Raw genomic sequence first — 17,008 nt, 5'->3', positions numbered from 1 at the left:
GTATTATGATGACAACAATTGGTGTATTAGGACTACAAGGTGCTATTATAGAACATGTTCGATCTATAGAAGCTTGTGGTAAAGAAGCAGTTGTTATTAAAAGGCCAGAGCAGTTACAAGAAATTGATGGTTTAATCTTACCTGGTGGTGAGAGTACAACGATGCGTCGTCTTATTGATCGGTATGACTTCTTTGACTCTCTTGTTAAATTCGGTCAGTCAGGTAAACCAATCTTCGGTACTTGTGCTGGATTAATCTTACTTGCTTCAGATATTGATGGTCAAAACGATGCCCATTTAGGGTTAATGGATATGGTAGTCGCTCGTAATGCATTTGGTAGGCAAAAGGAAAGCTTTGAAGCCTCAATGGAAATTAAAGGTGTCACATCAGACTTTGAGGCTGTATTTATTAGAGCACCCTATATACAACAAGTAAAAGAAGATACTGAGGTATTGGCTACTTATGATGATAAAATTGTAGCTGCTAAGCAAGGCCATTACTTAGCAACTGCCTTTCATCCAGAATTAACAGATGACCATCGCCTTGTCTCTTATTTTGTTGATATGGTTGAGGTAGCCAAAACAAAGAAGCTTGCATCTGTGTAAAATATAAGGTATATTTGTGTCTATAAATATGAAATGAAATGCGTTTAAAAGGAAATAGTAACGGCATTTGTTTATTTAAGAGAGCTAGTGGTTGCTGAGAACTAGTATAAACAAGTTGTGAATCCATCCTTTAGCAGATTAACCGAATTCTAAGTAAGTTAATCCGGGTTTAGCAACGTTATAGCTAGCTTGAGTTGGAAGAGAATGTCTCTTTAACAAGGGTGGCAACGCGGGAAATATAACCTCGTCCCTTTACTACTTCGTGTAGTAAAGGGACGTTTTTTTATTTTAAGCTCTGTTAAAGCTTAGTGTTGATTATTTAAAAGGTTGCTCTAAGTTGTTGTATTGTGATGAGTGAAGGTGGCGACTCCTGGTCGACTAAAGTCGGCCACGTCCTGTGGCCAACGTCGACATTAGACCGTCCGGGTCGTCACAGGAATAGCACGAGTCTCGAGACCCCACAGGCAATGTTTTCCTGCCGAGAGATGCACCTGTGTCTGGCTAGTAACGCTCCGAAGTAGGCTTCCACGGTGCAAAACACTAAGATGTTTAATCGATGAAGCTGTTTAGCTCGAGCCGTGCTGCGGCAAAGAAAACACTGCGACAAATGACCGTAGGGAAATTTGAGCAGATGTTACACTTGTGCCCTGCGGGTGAAAGCATCCACCGAAAGCGATTCACAATAACAACAACGGACTTTAACAGAGCGTTATTTTAAAACTGATTAGGTTTTAATAATTATGAAAATATAGGAGGTATAAGCATGCTTGATTTAAAGTTTTTAAGGCAAAATTTTGATGAAATTAAAGTAAAAATGCAACATCGTGGTGAAGATTTAACAGACTTAGACCAGTTTTTAGACTGGGATGAGAAGAGACGAGCTTATATTCAAGAATCAGAAGAATTAAAAGCTCGTCGTAATGAAGTTTCTAAAGAAATTTCTCGACTCAAGAAAGAAAAACAAGATGCTGATGATTTAATTAAGGAAATGCGTGAAGTTGGCGATCGTATTAAAGAAATTGATGGTCAACTAAATGAGGTAGAAGAAAAATTAAATGAATTACTTTTATCCATTCCTAACGTTCCACATGAAACAGTACCAGTGGGTGAGACTGAAGATGACAATATTGGTGTTAAACACTGGGGTGAAGTGCCAACGTTTGATTTCGAGGTAAAGCCTCACTGGGATATTGCTGATGAGCTAGATATTATCGACTTTGAACGTGCATCCAAAGTAACCGGTAGTCGTTTTGCCTTTTATAAAGGGTTAGGTGCTCGTTTGGAGCGTGCACTGATTAACTTTATGATGGATTTACATGCAGATGAACATGGTTATGAAGAAATGCTACCACCACAAATCGTTAATCGCAGTAGTTTAACTGGAACAGGACAATTACCTAAATTCGGTGAGGATGTCTTTAAACTTGAAGATTTGGATTATTTCTTAATTCCAACTGCAGAAGTTCCTGTAACGAATGTCCACAGAGATGAAATATTAACGCTTGAGGATTTACCGAAGAAGTTTGCAGCTTTTAGTACGAATTTTAGAAGTGAAGCAGGTTCTGCGGGTCGTGACACGAGAGGATTAATTAGACAGCATCAGTTTAATAAAGTTGAGCTTGTTCAATTAGTTAAGCCAGAGGATTCTTATAACACTTTAGAAGAGTTAACTTCTCATGCGGAGAAAGTTTTACAATTACTAAAACTACCATACCGTGTGATGAATATGTGCACAGCTGATTTAGGCTTCACTGCGGCTAAAAAGTATGACATAGAAGTTTGGATCCCAAGTTATAACACATATCGTGAAATTTCTTCATGTTCAAACTTTGAGGCTTTTCAAGCTAGACGTGCTGGGTTAAGATTCCGTCGTGAGGCGAATGCAAAACCTGAATTTGTCCATACTTTAAATGGTTCTGGTTTAGCAGTTGGCCGTACAGTAGCTGCTATATTGGAAAACTATCAAAATGAAGATGGTTCAGTGACAATACCAGAAGCGTTACGCCCGTATATGGGGAATGTAGAGCGAATTTCAGTTAAATAAAGTCAATTTAGAGGTTTAGGCTCTAGTAAATAAAACAGGAGCCTAAACCTCTATTTAAAATTTCCGCAATAAATTCAAATTCACCCTTTATAATTCGAGATTGCCTGTGGTATACTATAAAACGTTGGCGATTAAAGGTTTGTAAACTTTTGCTGCAATTTGACTCTTTAGGTAAAAATATTTATGAATTTATTATTTTACCTTGCAACGTGTCGAATCATGTGATATATTTTATTTTGTCAGTTCACGGAGGAGTACCCAAGTCCGGCTGAAGGGAGCGGTCTTGAAAACCGCCAGGGGCTTCACGGCCCGCGGGGGTTCGAATCCCTCCTCCTCCGCCATATAATTTAATAATTATCAGCATAGACAGCAATGGTTACGTTTTAGTAGCCTTTTTTTTATATCTAATTTTGTATAGAAGATTCAAATAGTACATAAACTCACGGTTAGAGTTTAAGGTCAAAGGTAGGTACCTTTTATGAAACGTGTTAACAAATGGCGAATATTAGTTGTATCTGATGCTAGTCAAAAAGTGAAACATTTATCATTAAGTAAGTTTTTAGTATTCAGTTTTATGACTGGTATAGCAATCCTCACATTAAGTTTGATTGGTTCTTTAACATTTGTAAGTCAATTATCAAATGAAAATACACAATTAAAACAAACGGTTGTACAAGTAGAAGAAGTATTAACAGAACAGGAAGAACAAATTACTACATATGAAGATGATCGAACAGAAATTGAAATGCATATAGAGGAATTGGAACTACTAGAAGAACAGCTGACTGAAATGATTGCAACTCTAGAGCCAAATGAGATTACTGCGTTTGATGAAGAGGGACCACAGGGTGGAATAGAACTTGCGGTTGATCGTAAAGATATCCAACCCAGTAAATCAATTAAAGAGGAAGATGAGACGATCGATTTAACCTCTCTAAAACAATCAGCTCCATCATTAGTTGATCGTTATGAGAATGCCATTGATCAACTTGAAGGAGTTAAGACAGATTTAGAAACAATTCCAGTATATTGGCCGGCAGATACAGAGAGAATTACGTCTGAATACGGTTATCGATCTGATCCGTTTACATCAACAGAAGCTTATCATAGTGGCATTGATTTAGCTGATGGCTGGGGAACAGAGATTTATGCAACAGGTGATGGTATTGTTTCTTTTGCAGGACGAGATGGTGGGTATGGTTTGTCTGTCATTATTGATCATCCTAATTCATATGAGACAAGGTATGCTCACTTAGGAGAGTTAGATGTTGAAGTGGGTGAACAAGTGCAACAAGGGGATTTAATTGGTCTTATGGGCTCAACAGGAAGAAGCACTGGTGTTCATTTACATTATGAAATTATTAGAAGTGGTGAAACGGTCGATCCTTATCCATATATGTCTTTTTTACAACGTGTTTTAAATGATTAAAAGGTGGTTTTAAACATGTTTTCAAAACAAGAAAAACTGATCAATAATGTTGATACTGTCATTGGGGCTTTAACTCAATTTGAAGGGGACTTAAATACACAAGCAAGTATTCGGATTGATGGTGACTTTAAAGGAAATATTCGTTGTGATGGTGATATAGTCATAGGTTCTGAGGGTAAAGTAGAAGCGGATGTTAAAGGACGTGATTTAACTATAGCAGGTCAAGTGAATGGTGATGTGTATGCCTCTGGGACCTTAAGAATTGAAGCAACAGGTGTTATTAATGGTGATATTACAATGGGTGTATTGGTTATTGAAGAAGGTGGTAATTTAACTGGTCGTAGCAATATGATTGTTGATGATTCTAAAAAATCAAAGTCAAATCAAAAACAAGAAGCTTCACAAGAAGAACAAGTTTCATAACATAAAGAAATCCCAGCTAAAGGGCTGGGATTTCTTTATGATTTAATAAATTTCCTTGATATTTGGATGTGTTCACTTATTCGCTCAAGGATTGGCTCTATAGAAGTGTTTGGATTTATAAGGTCATAATCATTAATATTAATACGCATGACAGGACAAGTATTAAAGTTATTAATCCAATTTTCATATCTCTCATACATCTCTTTCCAATACTCAATTGGTGTTTCTTGTTCCATTTGACGTCCACGGCTTCTTAAACGTTCTAACACATCATTAAAAGAACCCTCTAGGTATATTAATAAATCAGGATGCGGAAAGTATGGTGTCATCACCATCGAGTCAAACAAGTTGGTATACGTATTATAATCTGTAGGTGTCATTGTCCCTTTATCATAGTGCATTTTAGCGAAAATCCCTGTATCCTCATAAATAGAACGGTCTTGAATAAACCCGCCTCCGTATTCAAAGATCCTTTTTTGCTCTTTAAACCTTTCAGCAAGGAAATAAATTTGTAAATGAAAGCTCCAGCGTTCAAAATCAGAATAAAATTTATCTAAATAAGGATTGTTCTCGACTTTTTCAAAAGATGTTCTAAAATTTAACGCATTTGCTAATGCCTTAGTCATCGTGGATTTTCCAACCCCTACTGTACCTGCGATCGTAATAACGGCATTGTTAGGGATTTCATATGGGTTTGATTGGTTCATGATAAGACTTCTCCTTTTTGGATATGTTGTTTAACAATTGACAAGATGTAATCTAAATCAGATTGGTGTTTAATGAAATCGAGTTCATCTCCGTTTAATCGAATGACGGGTATATCAGGATTTTCAGCTTCAAAATGATCCATAAAAACATCATAATCATATGAAAGCTGTTCTAAGTAAGCAGGCTGGATATTTTGTTCTACCTCACGTCCACGATTTTCAATCCGTGTTAATAATGTATCTAGACTTGCATGAATATAAATCATCACATTAGGCTTTGGCATATCTTTAGTTAAGATATTAAATATTTGTTCATATTTATCAAATTGATGTGTTTGAAGTGTCCGTTTAGCAAAAATCATATTTTTCATAACATGATAGTCTGAAACAACAGGCTTTTCGTTATTTAAATAATGCTTTCCTATATCTTCTAGTTGTTTATATCGATTACATAGGAAAAACATCTCCGTTTGGAAGCTCCACTCTTCAATATTGTCATAAAACTTGCCTAAAAATGGGTTTTCTTCGACAATTTCTTTTAATAAATGAAAATAAAAATGTGTCGCAATCTTTTTAGATAAAGACGTTTTACCAACGCCAATTGGACCTTCTACTGCGATGAATGGCACATGTTTAGAATTCACCTTCATTCCTCCATTCGAAACATAAATATTACTGCCCTCCATCATATCAAATTTTTAGTCATAATTGGACAAAAATCTACTTTTGAAAAATATGGTCAAAATCTTGCCACTCACCTATACACTTTTTGTTGTCCAACATAATCTATAATAACGATACAATAAAGGAGTGAAATTAACATGTGGGATGATTGCAAAGACTTCGATTGCAAGGATAGTAAGTGTGTATGTAAGACGGTAAGACAAATTGCAGCAGCACAAGATGAGATTACAACACCTGAGTGTGATGTAAGCTGTAAGCAATCCATTCAAAATTTAGTATCGCCAGCAGTTACAACTGGTAATGACACAATTCCATTTATTCTATACTGTAAAGGAAGCTGTAAACCGTTCTTAGGTAGCGGGGTATTACAATCCGTTGTAAATAATGTAACAGAATTCAACTGCTTTGAATCACCGATATTCCGTGTCAGTAAAGTTTATAAAGACTGCTGTGCGGACCTAGAACTTCTATTACCTGTTAACGGTAATGGTCAGTGCCCAGGCAGAAAGAAGAGAGATGTATGTGATTACTTCGATGGTGCAACAGGACTACAAAGAACAGGAATCTGTATCAAAGTTGACCTTTGTGACTTTGTTGCGATTTCTTGCCTAGAACCAGTAAGAGCTCTACCAGTATCTGACTTTAATGTAACAAGAGCAGCAGGAAGAGAATAACTAAACTAGTGAAAAAGGCTGATATCTTATTAGATATCAGCTTTTTTGTTTTTCCCCTACCTGAATAAATAAAGCTACGACTCTTGATCCTCATTGAATCCCCTTGTTTAAAACTTCTTAGAGTGATTACTAACAACCTACTATGAATAATACGTTTGACAAAATACCTACAGGGGTATAAGATGAATGTGTAAGTTAAACAGTAAACTTTCAATGTATTTGGAAAGGAGTCATGAAAATGGAATACGATCCAAAAGTTAAAAATAGAATAAAACGTTTGGAAGGTCAGTTGCGTGGAGTTCTTCGTATGATGGAAGAAGGTGAAGATTGTAGGGAAGTAATTACACAACTTTCAGCAAGTCGAACAGCTATTGACCGAACAATTGGTGTGATTGTAAGTGAGAATTTAATTGAGTGTGTAAGAGAAGCTGAAGAGAATGGTGAAAACACAGACGATCGAGTTAAAGAAGCTGTCAACTTATTAGTTAAAAGCCGTTAAAGTATTAAAAGGTTAAAGGGTTGACACAATTTATTTTATAACATAATATACCCCATATGGTATTAGTTAAAAGAAAAATTAGGAGGAATAACAATGAATATCACAAAAACATTAGACGCAAAAGGTTTAGCATGCCCAATGCCAATCGTAAGAACGAAAAAAGCAATCGAAGAAGTAAACTCTGGTGAAGTATTAGAAGTTGTCGCAACAGATGCAGGAGCAAAAAGTGATTTAACAGCATGGACGAAATCATCAGGTCATGAACTATTAGAGACAAAAGAAGAAGACGGTGTATATACGTTTTACGTCGAAAAAGGCTAAGTTTTTTTATTGGAATATATACCTTTGGGGGTATAAAAATGAGGGGGAATTAAGATGTCAGAACAAAAGAAAACAAATATTATCTTATTCAGTGGAGATTATGATCGAGCGATGGCTGCTTATATTATTGCTAATGGTGCTGCAGCTTATGACCATGACGTAACGATTTTTCACACATTTTGGGGATTAAACGCTTTAAGAAAAGACGAAAAACTACGTCCAAGTAAAACGTTTATGGAAAAAATGTTTGGCAAAATGATGCCAAGAGGTGCTGAAAAATTACCACTATCGAAAATGCAGTTTGCTGGTATGGGACCTAAGATGATTAAAAATGTTATGAAAAAGCACAACGCGATGCCGTTAGATGACTTAATTTCAATGGCTCAAGAACAAGAGATTACACTACTAGCATGTACAATGACCATGGATTTATTAGGGCTTAAAGAAGAAGAATTGTTAGATGATATTAAGTATGGTGGTGTAGCAGCTTATATCTCTGAAGGTGAAGATGGTGCTATTAATTTATTTATTTAAGCAGTAGAACAGGCGGCAATTTTAGAAAAAAGTTGCCACCTATTATCCATAAACAAATAACAACTTATAAAGTGAGGGTTTACTATGAAGGAAGTTACAATTAAAGAAGTACAAGAACGTTTAGAAAATGGTGAAAAACTTAACTTAATTGATGTAAGAGAAGCAGAAGAAGTCGCACAAGGTATCATTCCAGGTGCAAAGCATATTCCATTAGGATTAATCGAATTTCGTGAAAATGAATTAGAAAAGAATGAAGAATACATTATGGTTTGCCGTTCAGGTGGTCGTAGTGGTAAAGCAACGCAATATTTAGAAGAACGTGGCTATAATGTAACAAATATGGCTGGTGGAATGTTGGAATGGGAAGGTCCTGTTGAAAAATAAATTTGGAGGGATTTTGCATGGCTGAAATTAAATCCGATCACATTTTAGATGCAAAGGGTATGGCTTGTCCGATGCCGATTGTAAAGACGAAAAAAGAAATGAAAAACATTGGTTCAGGGAAAGTGTTGTTAGTTGAAGCGACAGATCCAGGCACTAAGGCAGATATGAAAGCTTGGGCTGAGAGTACTGGGCATCAGTATTTAGGATTTAAAGAAGATGGTGACACACTTAAGCATTATATTCGTAAAGTAAGCGATGAAGAGGCTAAAGGTGAAACATCATTTGAACACATCGTAAATAACGAGCAACTTAAAGAAAAAATGGCAATTGGGAATGCCACTATTGTAGATGTTCGAGAATCAGCAGAGTACGCATTTGGTCATATTCCAGGTGCAAAATCAATTCCTTTAGGTGAATTAGATCATCGAGCTGATGTACTAAGTGAAGACGATGAAATATTTGTCGTTTGTCGTACAGGGAATAGAAGTGACCTAGCCTCTCAGAAACTTTCTGAAAAAGGTTATAAAAATGTGACGAATGTTGTACCAGGTATGAGTGAATGGGATGGAGATGTAGAAAAAGCTTAAGTAATACTATAGGAGGTATCATTTATGAGCTTTAAAGAGTTATCAGTAGACCAATTAGCAAAAAAAGTAGTGAACCAAGATAACTTGTTTTTACTAGATGTACGTAATGAAGATGCGTTTGAAGATTGGAAAGTAGAAAGTGACAGCTTTGAACATCTAAACAAACCTTACTTTGATTTAATGGATGGAATCGAACCAATCCAAGATCAAATTCCAGAAGATCAAGATGTTGCTGTTATTTGTGCGAAAGGTGGTTCATCACAGTTTGTTGCTGAGCAATTAGTTGATGCAGGTTTTGATAATATTTATTCAGTAACAGGTGGAATGAAAGCTTGGAGTGAACATTTAGAGCCAGTTAAAGTTGGTGTCTTAGAAGGGAACGGTGAGCTATATCAGTTCGTACGCCTAGGTAAAGGTTGCCTATCGTATATGGTCATTTCAGATGGCGAAGCTGCTGTAATTGATGCGACACGTATGGCGGATACATTTATAAATTTTGCTGAGGGAAAAGGTGCAAAAATTAAATATGCACTAGATACTCACTTACACGCAGACCATATTTCTGGTGGCCGCACAATTGCTGAGAAAACAGGGGCAACTTACTATTTACCACCAAAAGATGCTGAAGAAGTACAATTTGATTATGAGCCAATTGAAGATGGCAATGAAATTAAAGTTGGATCATCTGAAATTGACGTGCAAGCACTATATTCTCCAGGACACACAATCGGTTCAACTTCATTTATCGTTGATGAGAAGTATTTAATGTCTGGTGATATTTTATTCGTTGAATCAATTGGACGCCCTGACTTAGCAGGTAAAGCAGAAGATTGGGTAGGCGATTTACGTAAGACGTTATATAAACGTTACAAAGAACTATCAGATGATTTAATCGTATTACCTGCACACTTCTCTTTCAAAGAAGAGTTAAACAACGACGGTTCTGTACAAGAGAAGTTAGGTGTTCTATTTGAGAACAACGATGGTCTGCAAGTTGAAGATGAAGATGAATTCCGTAAGATGGTAACAGAAAACCTACCACCTCAACCAAATTCACACGAAAAAATTCGTTTTACTAACATGGGTAAAGAAACACCAGGTGAAGAAGAAGAGCGTGAAATGGAAATTGGACCAAACCGGTGTGCAGTAAGATAAAGGATGTATTAAGAAGGAGCGGTTGAGGCTCCTTCTTAATTTTTGCACAAAGGTGCAGTTAAAAGTAAGAGAGGTGAAAATATGTTAAGTAAATACGTACCGTCGGTGGACTGGCTTAAACGCTATAACGGAATGGATTTTAAAGGTGATTTAATTGCAGGTCTGATCGTTGCAATTATGTTAATTCCTCAAGGTATGGCTTACGCAATGCTTGCTGGCTTACCACCTGTTATGGGTCTTTATGCATCAACTATTCCACTCATTATATATGCGTTATTAGGATCATCTAGACAATTAGCTGTTGGTCCAGTTGCTATGGTGTCTTTATTAGTTTATTCCGGTGTTTCTACATTAGCTGAGCCAGGAAGCGATCAATTCATTTCCTATGCTTTGCTACTAGCACTCATGGTTGGTATCATCCAGCTTGCTATGGGCTTATTTAAACTCGGTTTTATAGTTAACTTTTTATCACATGCTGTTATTAGTGGTTTTACGTCAGCTGCTGCTATTATTATTGCCTTATCGCAGTTAAGTGGGTTACTTGGAATTGAATTGCCGAGTAAAGGTAATGTGTTGGAACTACTAACTGAAGCAGTTGTGAACTTAAATGCGGTCCACTTACAAACAGTTGCTTTAGGTATTGGAAGTATCGTCATTTTGATATTATTTAAAAAATATGTACCTAAAATACCAGGGCCATTAGTGGTAGTCGTTGCGACAAGTTTAGCAGTATATTTGTTTAACCTTGATTATCAAGGTGTTGCAATCGTTGGAGACGTCCCTTCAGGCTTACCTTCTTTATCTTTACCGTCAGTGAGTTGGGATTCTATTTCAGCTTTACTTCCAATCGCTTTAACAATCGCGTTTGTCGGGTTTATGGAGTCGGTAGCTGTGGCAAAGAAGCTTGCAGCTAAAGAAGGTTACAAAATTAATTCTAATCAAGAGTTAAATGGTTTAGGTGCTACGAATATAGTTGGTTCCTTTTTTTCAGCCTTTCCAGTGACAGGTGGTTTTTCGCGTTCAGCAGTTAACTATCAGTCTGGGGCAAGAACAGGGATGGCAACCATTATTACTGCTGTTATGATCATTTTGACGTTATTGTTTTTTACAGAATGGTTTTACTACCTACCGCAATCAGCGTTAGCGGCGATTATTATCGTAGCTGTATATGGATTAATTGATGTGAAAGAAGCTTTTCACTTATTTAAAGTAAAACGTGCAGACGGCTGGACTTTAGCTGTTACGTTTTTCGCAACACTATTGACGAGTATTGAGACTGGTATTTTAACAGGAATTGTTTTTTCATTAGTCGTATTTATTTGGCGTAGTGCTTACCCACACGTAGCTGAGTTAGGGTATTTAGAAGGAGAAGGTGTGTATCGTAATATTGAACGTTTCCCTGAAGCTAAAACATTTCCTAACACGATCATCTTTCGGATTGATGAATCACTATACTTTGCGAACATAGCATTCTTAGAAAATAAATTAGAAAAGTTGTTAGACAAAAAGCCTGATACTAATCAAATCATATTAGATTTTTCAGCAGTCAATGATATGGATGCTGTAGCGATTGATGAGTTAGATGAACTAATCCAAGAGTATGATGATTATGGTGTAGAGGTTAATATTGCGAATATGAAAGGACCAGTTAAAGATTTAGTGAAAAAAGCAGGTTGGTATGATAAGTATGAAGGCCGAATCCAGTATTATTCTATTAACCAATGTGTAAAATAACGTTATGTATGGCTTTTCATTAAGGGGCTGTTTTAAATCGAACCAACAAAAGATTCTAACTATATACAACAACATCTGGCTAATGAACGAACGTATTTAGCATGGATTCGTACAGCCTTAGCTATTATCGGAACTGTCCACTATGAGCGCAAACGAACACAAATTAATGAACAGACATTTAAACCTGCTGTTCATCTTGTTTGGCTTATTTCTGGATTGATGGTTGTGATGGTTATTTTGTTTTTTCTTTACTTTTATTTATATTAATTAAGTTGAAATCCACTTATGGTGTGTCGTTCAGGTGGCCGTAGTGGAAAGGCAACACAGTATTTAGAACAACGTGGTTTTAAAGTGAAAAATATGGCTGGTGGAATGTTAGATTGGGAAGGTCCTGTTGAAACATAAGCTTTTGGAATATCTCCTATTGCCCCTTGTATAAGAATAAAAAGGTGACTTTAAAGTCGTTTAACGATTTTAGAGTCACCTTTATTTTTACCACTTTTCATAGGGGAGGAATTTACCGTCTAACGTAATGACGACCCGCTCACCTTCTGGGTCTGGTTTTTTATCGACACCAATTTCGAGGTTAACAGAACTCATAATTCCATCTCCGAACATTTCGTTAATGAGTGCTTTAAATGTAGTTCCATAAACTTGCATTATTTCATAAAAACGATAAATTAATGTATCAGTCGGTACAGTTTGATCCAAAGAGCCTCTTATAGGTGGCCTTTGTAAAAGGTTGGCTATATAAGGATCAACATGAAGTACCTGCGTTAATCGAATGGCGTCATCTGCGTTCATGGATTGTTGACCTAATAGAACAGCTGCGATCCACTCTTTACTGCCCCCAACATCTTGTGCGATCTGATCAAATGATAGTTGCTGACTTTCCTTGGCTGCTAACAAAAGGTTAGTTAGCTCTTCACGGGTACTGTTAAACATTGGTATTGGATGTGTTTTTTGATGTGTTGGATAGGTGTGATGAGGTCCATTTATATGACCATAATTATAACTATCGTGTGAAGCATTATACATGTGGATACTCCCCCAATAAAAATTTATTTGTATCATAATACTCATCGACCCCTGTATAAGTGCCTAACTTTCTAAGGTCTGTTTTTCCTTTTGTTGAGTCTAGGTCAATTAACCAAGCTTTCTCAAAAAATGGGTAGATATTGAAATTAAGGACTTTTAAAAATTGATATTTTACTATACAATATCATTACTAGAATATTTTTAAAATTTGTAATGTTTTATTAAAAATAAAGGATGAGGTGATGGTTGTGAGTGAAAGCGTTTTAAAGGCTAAAAGTAATCAACACAATTTAGTTAACTATGAAGAAACTTACCAAAACTTCAATTGGGAAGAAGCGAAAAAAGCTTTTTCTTGGAATGATACAGGGAAGGTAAATATTGCTTATGAAGCGGTCGACCGTCACGCTGAAAACCCTGATAAGAAAGATCAAGTAGCATTACATTATGTTGCTTTAGATCGAAAAGAATCCTTAACTTTTGAACAATTGAGTCTAAAAAGTAATCAGTTTGCTAACGTTTTAAAAAGTCAAGGAATTGAAAAAGGCGATCGTGTATTTCTATTTATGCCGAGATCCCCTGAGTTTTACGCTTCGTTTTTTGGTGTTTTAAAAGTAGGCGCTATTGCTGGACCGCTGTTTGAAGCGTTTATGGAGCAAGCTGTCCAAGACCGCTTAGAAGATAGTGAAGCCAAAATGTTAATTACAACACCCGAACTATTATCACGAGTCCCTGTAAAGGAATTACCAAACCTTGAGAAAGTCGTTTTAGTTGGTGAAGCCAAAGATATTTCAAACGGTTATGTTGATTACCATAAAGAAATGGATCAAGCTAGTGATCAATTTAATATAGAGTGGGTTGATTTAGAAGATGGTATGTTAATTCACTACACTTCAGGTTCAACAGGTAAACCAAAAGGTGTTTATCACGTACACAATGCGATGGTTCAGCATTATCAAACTGGTAAGTGGGTGTTAGATTTACAAGAAGGTGATGTTTATTGGTGTACAGCTGACCCAGGTTGGGTAACAGGTACGAGTTATGGAATTTTTGCCCCATGGTTAAATGGTGTAACGAACGTTGTTGTGGGTGGCCGCTTTACACCAGAGGCATGGTATGGTGCTTTAGATGATTATAATGTATCTGTTTGGTATTCAGCTCCTACCGCCTTCCGTAAATTAATGAGCATTGGAGAAGAGACTGTTAAACAGTTTGATTTATCGAGTGTTCGTCACATTTTAAGTGTAGGTGAACCATTAAACCCTAAAGTGATTTACTGGGGCAAGAAAGCATTTGAATTACGAATTCATGATACGTGGTGGATGACAGAAACGGGTGCACAATTAATTTGTAATTACCCGTCAATGGACATTCGACCTGGTTCAATGGGTAAACCAATTCCAGGTGTCGTTGCCTCAATTGTTGATGATCAAGGTGAAGAATTACCACCGAATCAAATGGGGAACTTAGCGATCAAAGCTGGCTGGCCTTCAATGATGCGCGCCATTTATAAGCGTCCAGAGAAGTATGAGAGTTATTTCTTAAATGGTTGGTACGTTTCAGGTGATAGTGCTTATCGTGATGAGGATGGCTATTTCTGGTTCCAAGGGCGTCTTGACGATGTGATTAATACATCTGGTGAGCGAGTTGGACCATTTGAAGTTGAAAGTAAATTAATTGAGCATGAAGCGGTATCTGAAGCAGGAGTCATTGGTAAGCCTGACCCAGAACGTGGGGAGATTATAAAGGCTTTTATTGCTTTAAACGAAGGGTATGAAGAATCAGACGAATTATTAGAAGACATTCGTCAGTATGTAAAGACAGGTTTTGCAGCACATGCTGCACCTCGTGAAATCGAAGTAACAGAAGCTATTCCAAAAACGCGTAGTGGTAAAATTATGCGCCGACTACTGAAGTCTAGGGAGCTAGGTTTACCTGAAGGCGACACATCAACATTAGAAGAATAATATGAATTTAAGAAGCTTTTAAAAAAGCTATAAGTCTTTAAAATTGATGCGTGTTGAATAGCTAATAAAGTGGAGTAGTTTTGATGTAATGGGATCGAAGCGTCAAAATCCGAACGAGTTCATCTATGATGAGTCGTTCGGATTTTTTATTACTCAACTAATTTTGTTCCAGTCTCTGTCTTGTATAGTTTTATAAAGTAGTTTAAGTCATAAGTCGTTAGGAAACGTAAATAAGTACATACTAATAAAAAAGTGAAAGGATGTGATCGAAATGCAACATAAGTTATACACATTTATCGGCATCGGAATTGGCCCATATAATTTAGGTTTAGCTGCCTTAACTGAAGATTTAGAAGATGTTGATCGAATCTTTTTTGATCAAACGCCTCAAATGGATTGGCACCCTGGAATGTTAATTGAGGGAACAGATTTACAAATCCCTTTCTTAGCTGATTTAGTTACATTTGCTAATCCTAAAAGTCGTTATAGCTTTTTAAATTACTTACATGAGCATGGGAGGTTATATAAGTTTTATTTCTTTCAGAAAATGGAAATACCTAGACAAGAGTATAATGATTATCTTCAATGGGCTACAGACCAAATCAGTGGCTTAATTTTCGGTCAACGTGTAGTAGATATTATTGACCATCAAGATGCAGAAACACCTCATTATGAAGTTGTAATAGAGGATCAGGAAACGATGGAAACGTCGAGGTATTTTACAAAACATGTTGTCATGGCAACAGGCTCAGAACCTTTTGTACTCGATTCAACGGAAAACTTACGAGAAGATGATGTCTTGCATACAAGCCGTTATTTATATTATAAAGAACAATTGCTTAATTCAAATCATATAACGATTGTTGGCTCAGGTCAGAGTGCTGCTGAGGTCTTTTATGATTTGCTTGAGGAAAGGGAGAATAAAGAATTTCATTTAACATGGTTTACACGAAGTAAAGGCATCTTCCAACTTGAGTCCGCAAAAATTGGTCAAGAGTTTTTCTCACCAAAATATGTGGATTACTTCCATCAATTAGATTTTGAAAAGCGAAAAGAAACGTTAGATTCGTTAGACCCTTTACGCCATGGTGTTGATGAATCAACCTTAGAGGGTATATATGATATGTTGTATCATTACTCAATTGGTGAGAAGGACCCTAAGGTAACGATACAGCCCATAACTGACGTTAAGGAAATTAAACCTTCTGGTGAGTTTTACGAGATTCAATGTGAACAGTGGCAACAAGAAGAGTCTTTTAATTATCAAACGGAGAAGGTGATATTAGCTACGGGTTATAAACCGAATATTCCTCAATGGTTTTTGGAACGCTTTGAAAATAAAATACATTGGGAGGACCGGGAAGACTTATTGTTTAAAATAACTCGCCATTACCGCTTAGATTTTAAACAAGAAAGAGACCACCATTTTTACATGGTGACTAATATTGAACATTCGCATGGTACAGCCGCGACTAATTTAGGTTTAGCGATCCAACGGAATATGGAGATTATCAATGATTTGTTAGGAAAAGAGGTGTATCAAGCTAAAGGACATTCAATCTTTCAACAGTTTCAACATGATACTTAAATTCAGTTTTTAATTTGAATAATTAGGGAATAGTGCTTTTAGGTTAATCATTGATTAATAAAAGGAGGCGTTTCTCTATGTCTAAGTTAGTTGCTTGCGTTATGACTAACCTATTTGAAGATAGTGAGTACACTGAACCGGCTAATGCCTTTCGAAATGAAGGTCATAGTGTTGTAACGATTGAGAAAGAAAAGAATCAAGTTGTAACAGGAAAAAAGGGAGAAGTTGAAGTAGCTATTGACCACGGGATTGATGAAGTGAATCCGAAAGATTTTGATGCATTATTCATTCCTGGTGGCTTCTCTCCGGATATATTAAGAGCAGATGAGCGTTTTGTTAAATTTGTTAAGCATTTTATGAATGAAAATAAACCCGTTTTTGCTATATGTCATGGCCCGCAATTGTTAATTACAGCTAAAGCATTAGAAGGTCGTGTTGCAACAGGTTTTAAATCAATTGCAGTTGATATGGAATATGCAGGAGTTAATTTCAAAGATGAAGAAGTTGTTGTCTGTCATAACTTAGTAACAAGTCGCAAGCCTGATGATTTACCTGCATTTAACCGCGAATCATTAAAGCAATTGGCTAATTAAGTTGATATTATACGGATTTTTTAAAGTAAAATTAATTAAGCCGGC

At 36.4% G+C, this 17,008-nt stretch carries 19 protein-coding genes, 1 tRNA gene, 1 pseudogene and 1 other annotated feature; of the genes and pseudogenes, 18 read left to right on the top strand and 3 right to left on the bottom strand.

The window, feature by feature from the left end:
* Positions 1-8: 8 nt before the first annotated feature.
* The 5 genes from pdxT (at position 9) to ABDZ63_RS12385 (ending at position 4,501) form a co-directional block, all read left to right on the top strand.
* Positions 9-605 carry a pyridoxal 5'-phosphate synthase glutaminase subunit PdxT gene (gene pdxT, locus ABDZ63_RS12405; protein ID WP_343783922.1) on the top strand — a complete coding sequence of 199 codons (597 nt, stop codon included), beginning with the start codon at positions 9-11 and terminating at the stop codon, positions 603-605.
* Between the two features lie 34 nt (positions 606-639).
* Positions 640-860: a binding site (T-box leader), on the top strand.
* Between the two features lie 508 nt (positions 861-1,368).
* Positions 1,369-2,649, top strand: coding sequence for a serine--tRNA ligase (gene serS / locus ABDZ63_RS12400; RefSeq protein WP_343783920.1), 1,281 nt, complete (start codon positions 1,369-1,371; stop codon positions 2,647-2,649).
* A gap of 248 nt (positions 2,650-2,897) precedes the next feature.
* A tRNA-Ser gene (locus ABDZ63_RS12395) sits at positions 2,898-2,990 on the top strand.
* Positions 2,991-3,127: 137 nt separating this feature from the next.
* A complete protein-coding gene (locus tag ABDZ63_RS12390; RefSeq protein WP_343783918.1) occupies positions 3,128-4,078 on the top strand; it encodes a M23 family metallopeptidase in 951 nt (316 codons plus the stop codon).
* Positions 4,079-4,093: 15 nt separating this feature from the next.
* Entirely contained in the window at positions 4,094-4,501 is a 408-nt protein-coding gene (locus ABDZ63_RS12385; RefSeq protein ID WP_343783916.1) for a bactofilin family protein, read from the top strand.
* 35 nt (positions 4,502-4,536) lie between these two features.
* Here ABDZ63_RS12385 and ABDZ63_RS12380 read toward each other — a convergent pair whose 3' ends face one another.
* Positions 4,537-5,208 (bottom strand): deoxynucleoside kinase, encoded by a 672-nt coding sequence (locus ABDZ63_RS12380; protein WP_343783914.1) that lies wholly within the window; start codon positions 5,206-5,208, stop codon positions 4,537-4,539.
* Positions 5,205-5,858, bottom strand: coding sequence for a deoxynucleoside kinase (locus ABDZ63_RS12375; RefSeq protein ID WP_343783912.1), 654 nt, complete (start codon positions 5,856-5,858; stop codon positions 5,205-5,207). The genes ABDZ63_RS12380 and ABDZ63_RS12375 overlap by 4 nt, the downstream gene beginning before the upstream one ends.
* Positions 5,859-6,029: 171 nt before the next feature.
* Here ABDZ63_RS12375 and ABDZ63_RS12370 point away from each other — a divergent pair, with 171 nt between their 5' ends.
* The 10 genes and pseudogenes from ABDZ63_RS12370 to ABDZ63_RS12325 form a co-directional block, all read left to right on the top strand.
* Entirely contained in the window at positions 6,030-6,566 is a 537-nt protein-coding gene (locus ABDZ63_RS12370) for a CotY/CotZ family spore coat protein (protein ID WP_343783910.1), read from the top strand.
* Between the two features lie 238 nt (positions 6,567-6,804).
* Positions 6,805-7,065 carry a metal-sensitive transcriptional regulator gene (locus ABDZ63_RS12365; RefSeq protein ID WP_343783908.1) on the top strand — a complete coding sequence of 87 codons (261 nt, stop codon included), beginning with the start codon at positions 6,805-6,807 and terminating at the stop codon, positions 7,063-7,065.
* Positions 7,066-7,158: 93 nt separating this feature from the next.
* Complete coding sequence (locus tag ABDZ63_RS12360) at positions 7,159-7,386, top strand: sulfurtransferase TusA family protein (protein WP_343783906.1); 228 nt, start codon at positions 7,159-7,161, stop codon at positions 7,384-7,386.
* A gap of 54 nt (positions 7,387-7,440) precedes the next feature.
* Positions 7,441-7,920 (top strand): DsrE/DsrF/DrsH-like family protein, encoded by a 480-nt coding sequence (locus ABDZ63_RS12355; RefSeq protein ID WP_343783904.1) that lies wholly within the window; start codon positions 7,441-7,443, stop codon positions 7,918-7,920.
* A gap of 84 nt (positions 7,921-8,004) precedes the next feature.
* Positions 8,005-8,304 (top strand): rhodanese-like domain-containing protein, encoded by a 300-nt coding sequence (locus ABDZ63_RS12350; RefSeq protein WP_343783902.1) that lies wholly within the window; start codon positions 8,005-8,007, stop codon positions 8,302-8,304.
* A 17-nt stretch (positions 8,305-8,321) separates the two neighbouring features.
* Positions 8,322-8,891 (top strand): sulfurtransferase TusA family protein, encoded by a 570-nt coding sequence (locus tag ABDZ63_RS12345; protein ID WP_343783900.1) that lies wholly within the window; start codon positions 8,322-8,324, stop codon positions 8,889-8,891.
* Between the two features lie 24 nt (positions 8,892-8,915).
* Entirely contained in the window at positions 8,916-10,046 is a 1,131-nt protein-coding gene (locus tag ABDZ63_RS12340; RefSeq protein WP_343783898.1) for an MBL fold metallo-hydrolase, read from the top strand.
* Positions 10,047-10,127: 81 nt separating this feature from the next.
* The gene (locus ABDZ63_RS12335) at positions 10,128-11,780 is read left to right on the top strand and encodes a SulP family inorganic anion transporter (RefSeq protein ID WP_343783896.1); all 1,653 of its coding nucleotides are present in this window, start codon (positions 10,128-10,130) and stop codon (positions 11,778-11,780) included.
* A 36-nt stretch (positions 11,781-11,816) separates the two neighbouring features.
* Positions 11,817-12,047 carry a YidH family protein gene (locus tag ABDZ63_RS12330; protein WP_343783996.1) on the top strand — a complete coding sequence of 77 codons (231 nt, stop codon included), beginning with the start codon at positions 11,817-11,819 and terminating at the stop codon, positions 12,045-12,047.
* 15 nt (positions 12,048-12,062) lie between these two features.
* Positions 12,063-12,185 (top strand): annotated as a pseudogene (locus tag ABDZ63_RS12325) (rhodanese-like domain-containing protein); the annotation flags it as partial.
* 87 nt (positions 12,186-12,272) lie between these two features.
* On the opposite strand, the gene cynS reads toward ABDZ63_RS12325, so the two are convergent.
* The gene (gene cynS, locus ABDZ63_RS12320) at positions 12,273-12,818 is read right to left on the bottom strand and encodes a cyanase (RefSeq protein ID WP_343783894.1); all 546 of its coding nucleotides are present in this window, start codon (positions 12,816-12,818) and stop codon (positions 12,273-12,275) included.
* Positions 12,819-13,060: 242 nt separating this feature from the next.
* Between cynS and acsA the strand changes: the two genes are divergently transcribed.
* From acsA to ABDZ63_RS12305, 3 genes are all read left to right on the top strand, one after another.
* Complete coding sequence (acsA, locus tag ABDZ63_RS12315) at positions 13,061-14,782, top strand: acetate--CoA ligase (protein WP_343783892.1); 1,722 nt, start codon at positions 13,061-13,063, stop codon at positions 14,780-14,782.
* 271 nt (positions 14,783-15,053) lie between these two features.
* A complete protein-coding gene (locus ABDZ63_RS12310; RefSeq protein ID WP_343783890.1) occupies positions 15,054-16,370 on the top strand; it encodes a lysine N(6)-hydroxylase/L-ornithine N(5)-oxygenase family protein in 1,317 nt (438 codons plus the stop codon).
* Positions 16,371-16,447: 77 nt separating this feature from the next.
* Complete coding sequence (locus ABDZ63_RS12305) at positions 16,448-16,963, top strand: type 1 glutamine amidotransferase domain-containing protein (protein WP_343783888.1); 516 nt, start codon at positions 16,448-16,450, stop codon at positions 16,961-16,963.
* Positions 16,964-17,008: the final 45 nt, after the last annotated feature.

Source organism: Alkalibacillus silvisoli (assembly GCF_039521975.1).
GTDB classification, from domain to species: domain Bacteria; phylum Bacillota; class Bacilli; order Bacillales; family Alkalibacillaceae; genus Alkalibacillus; species Alkalibacillus silvisoli.
This window is presented reverse-complemented; position numbering and strand designations above follow the sequence as displayed.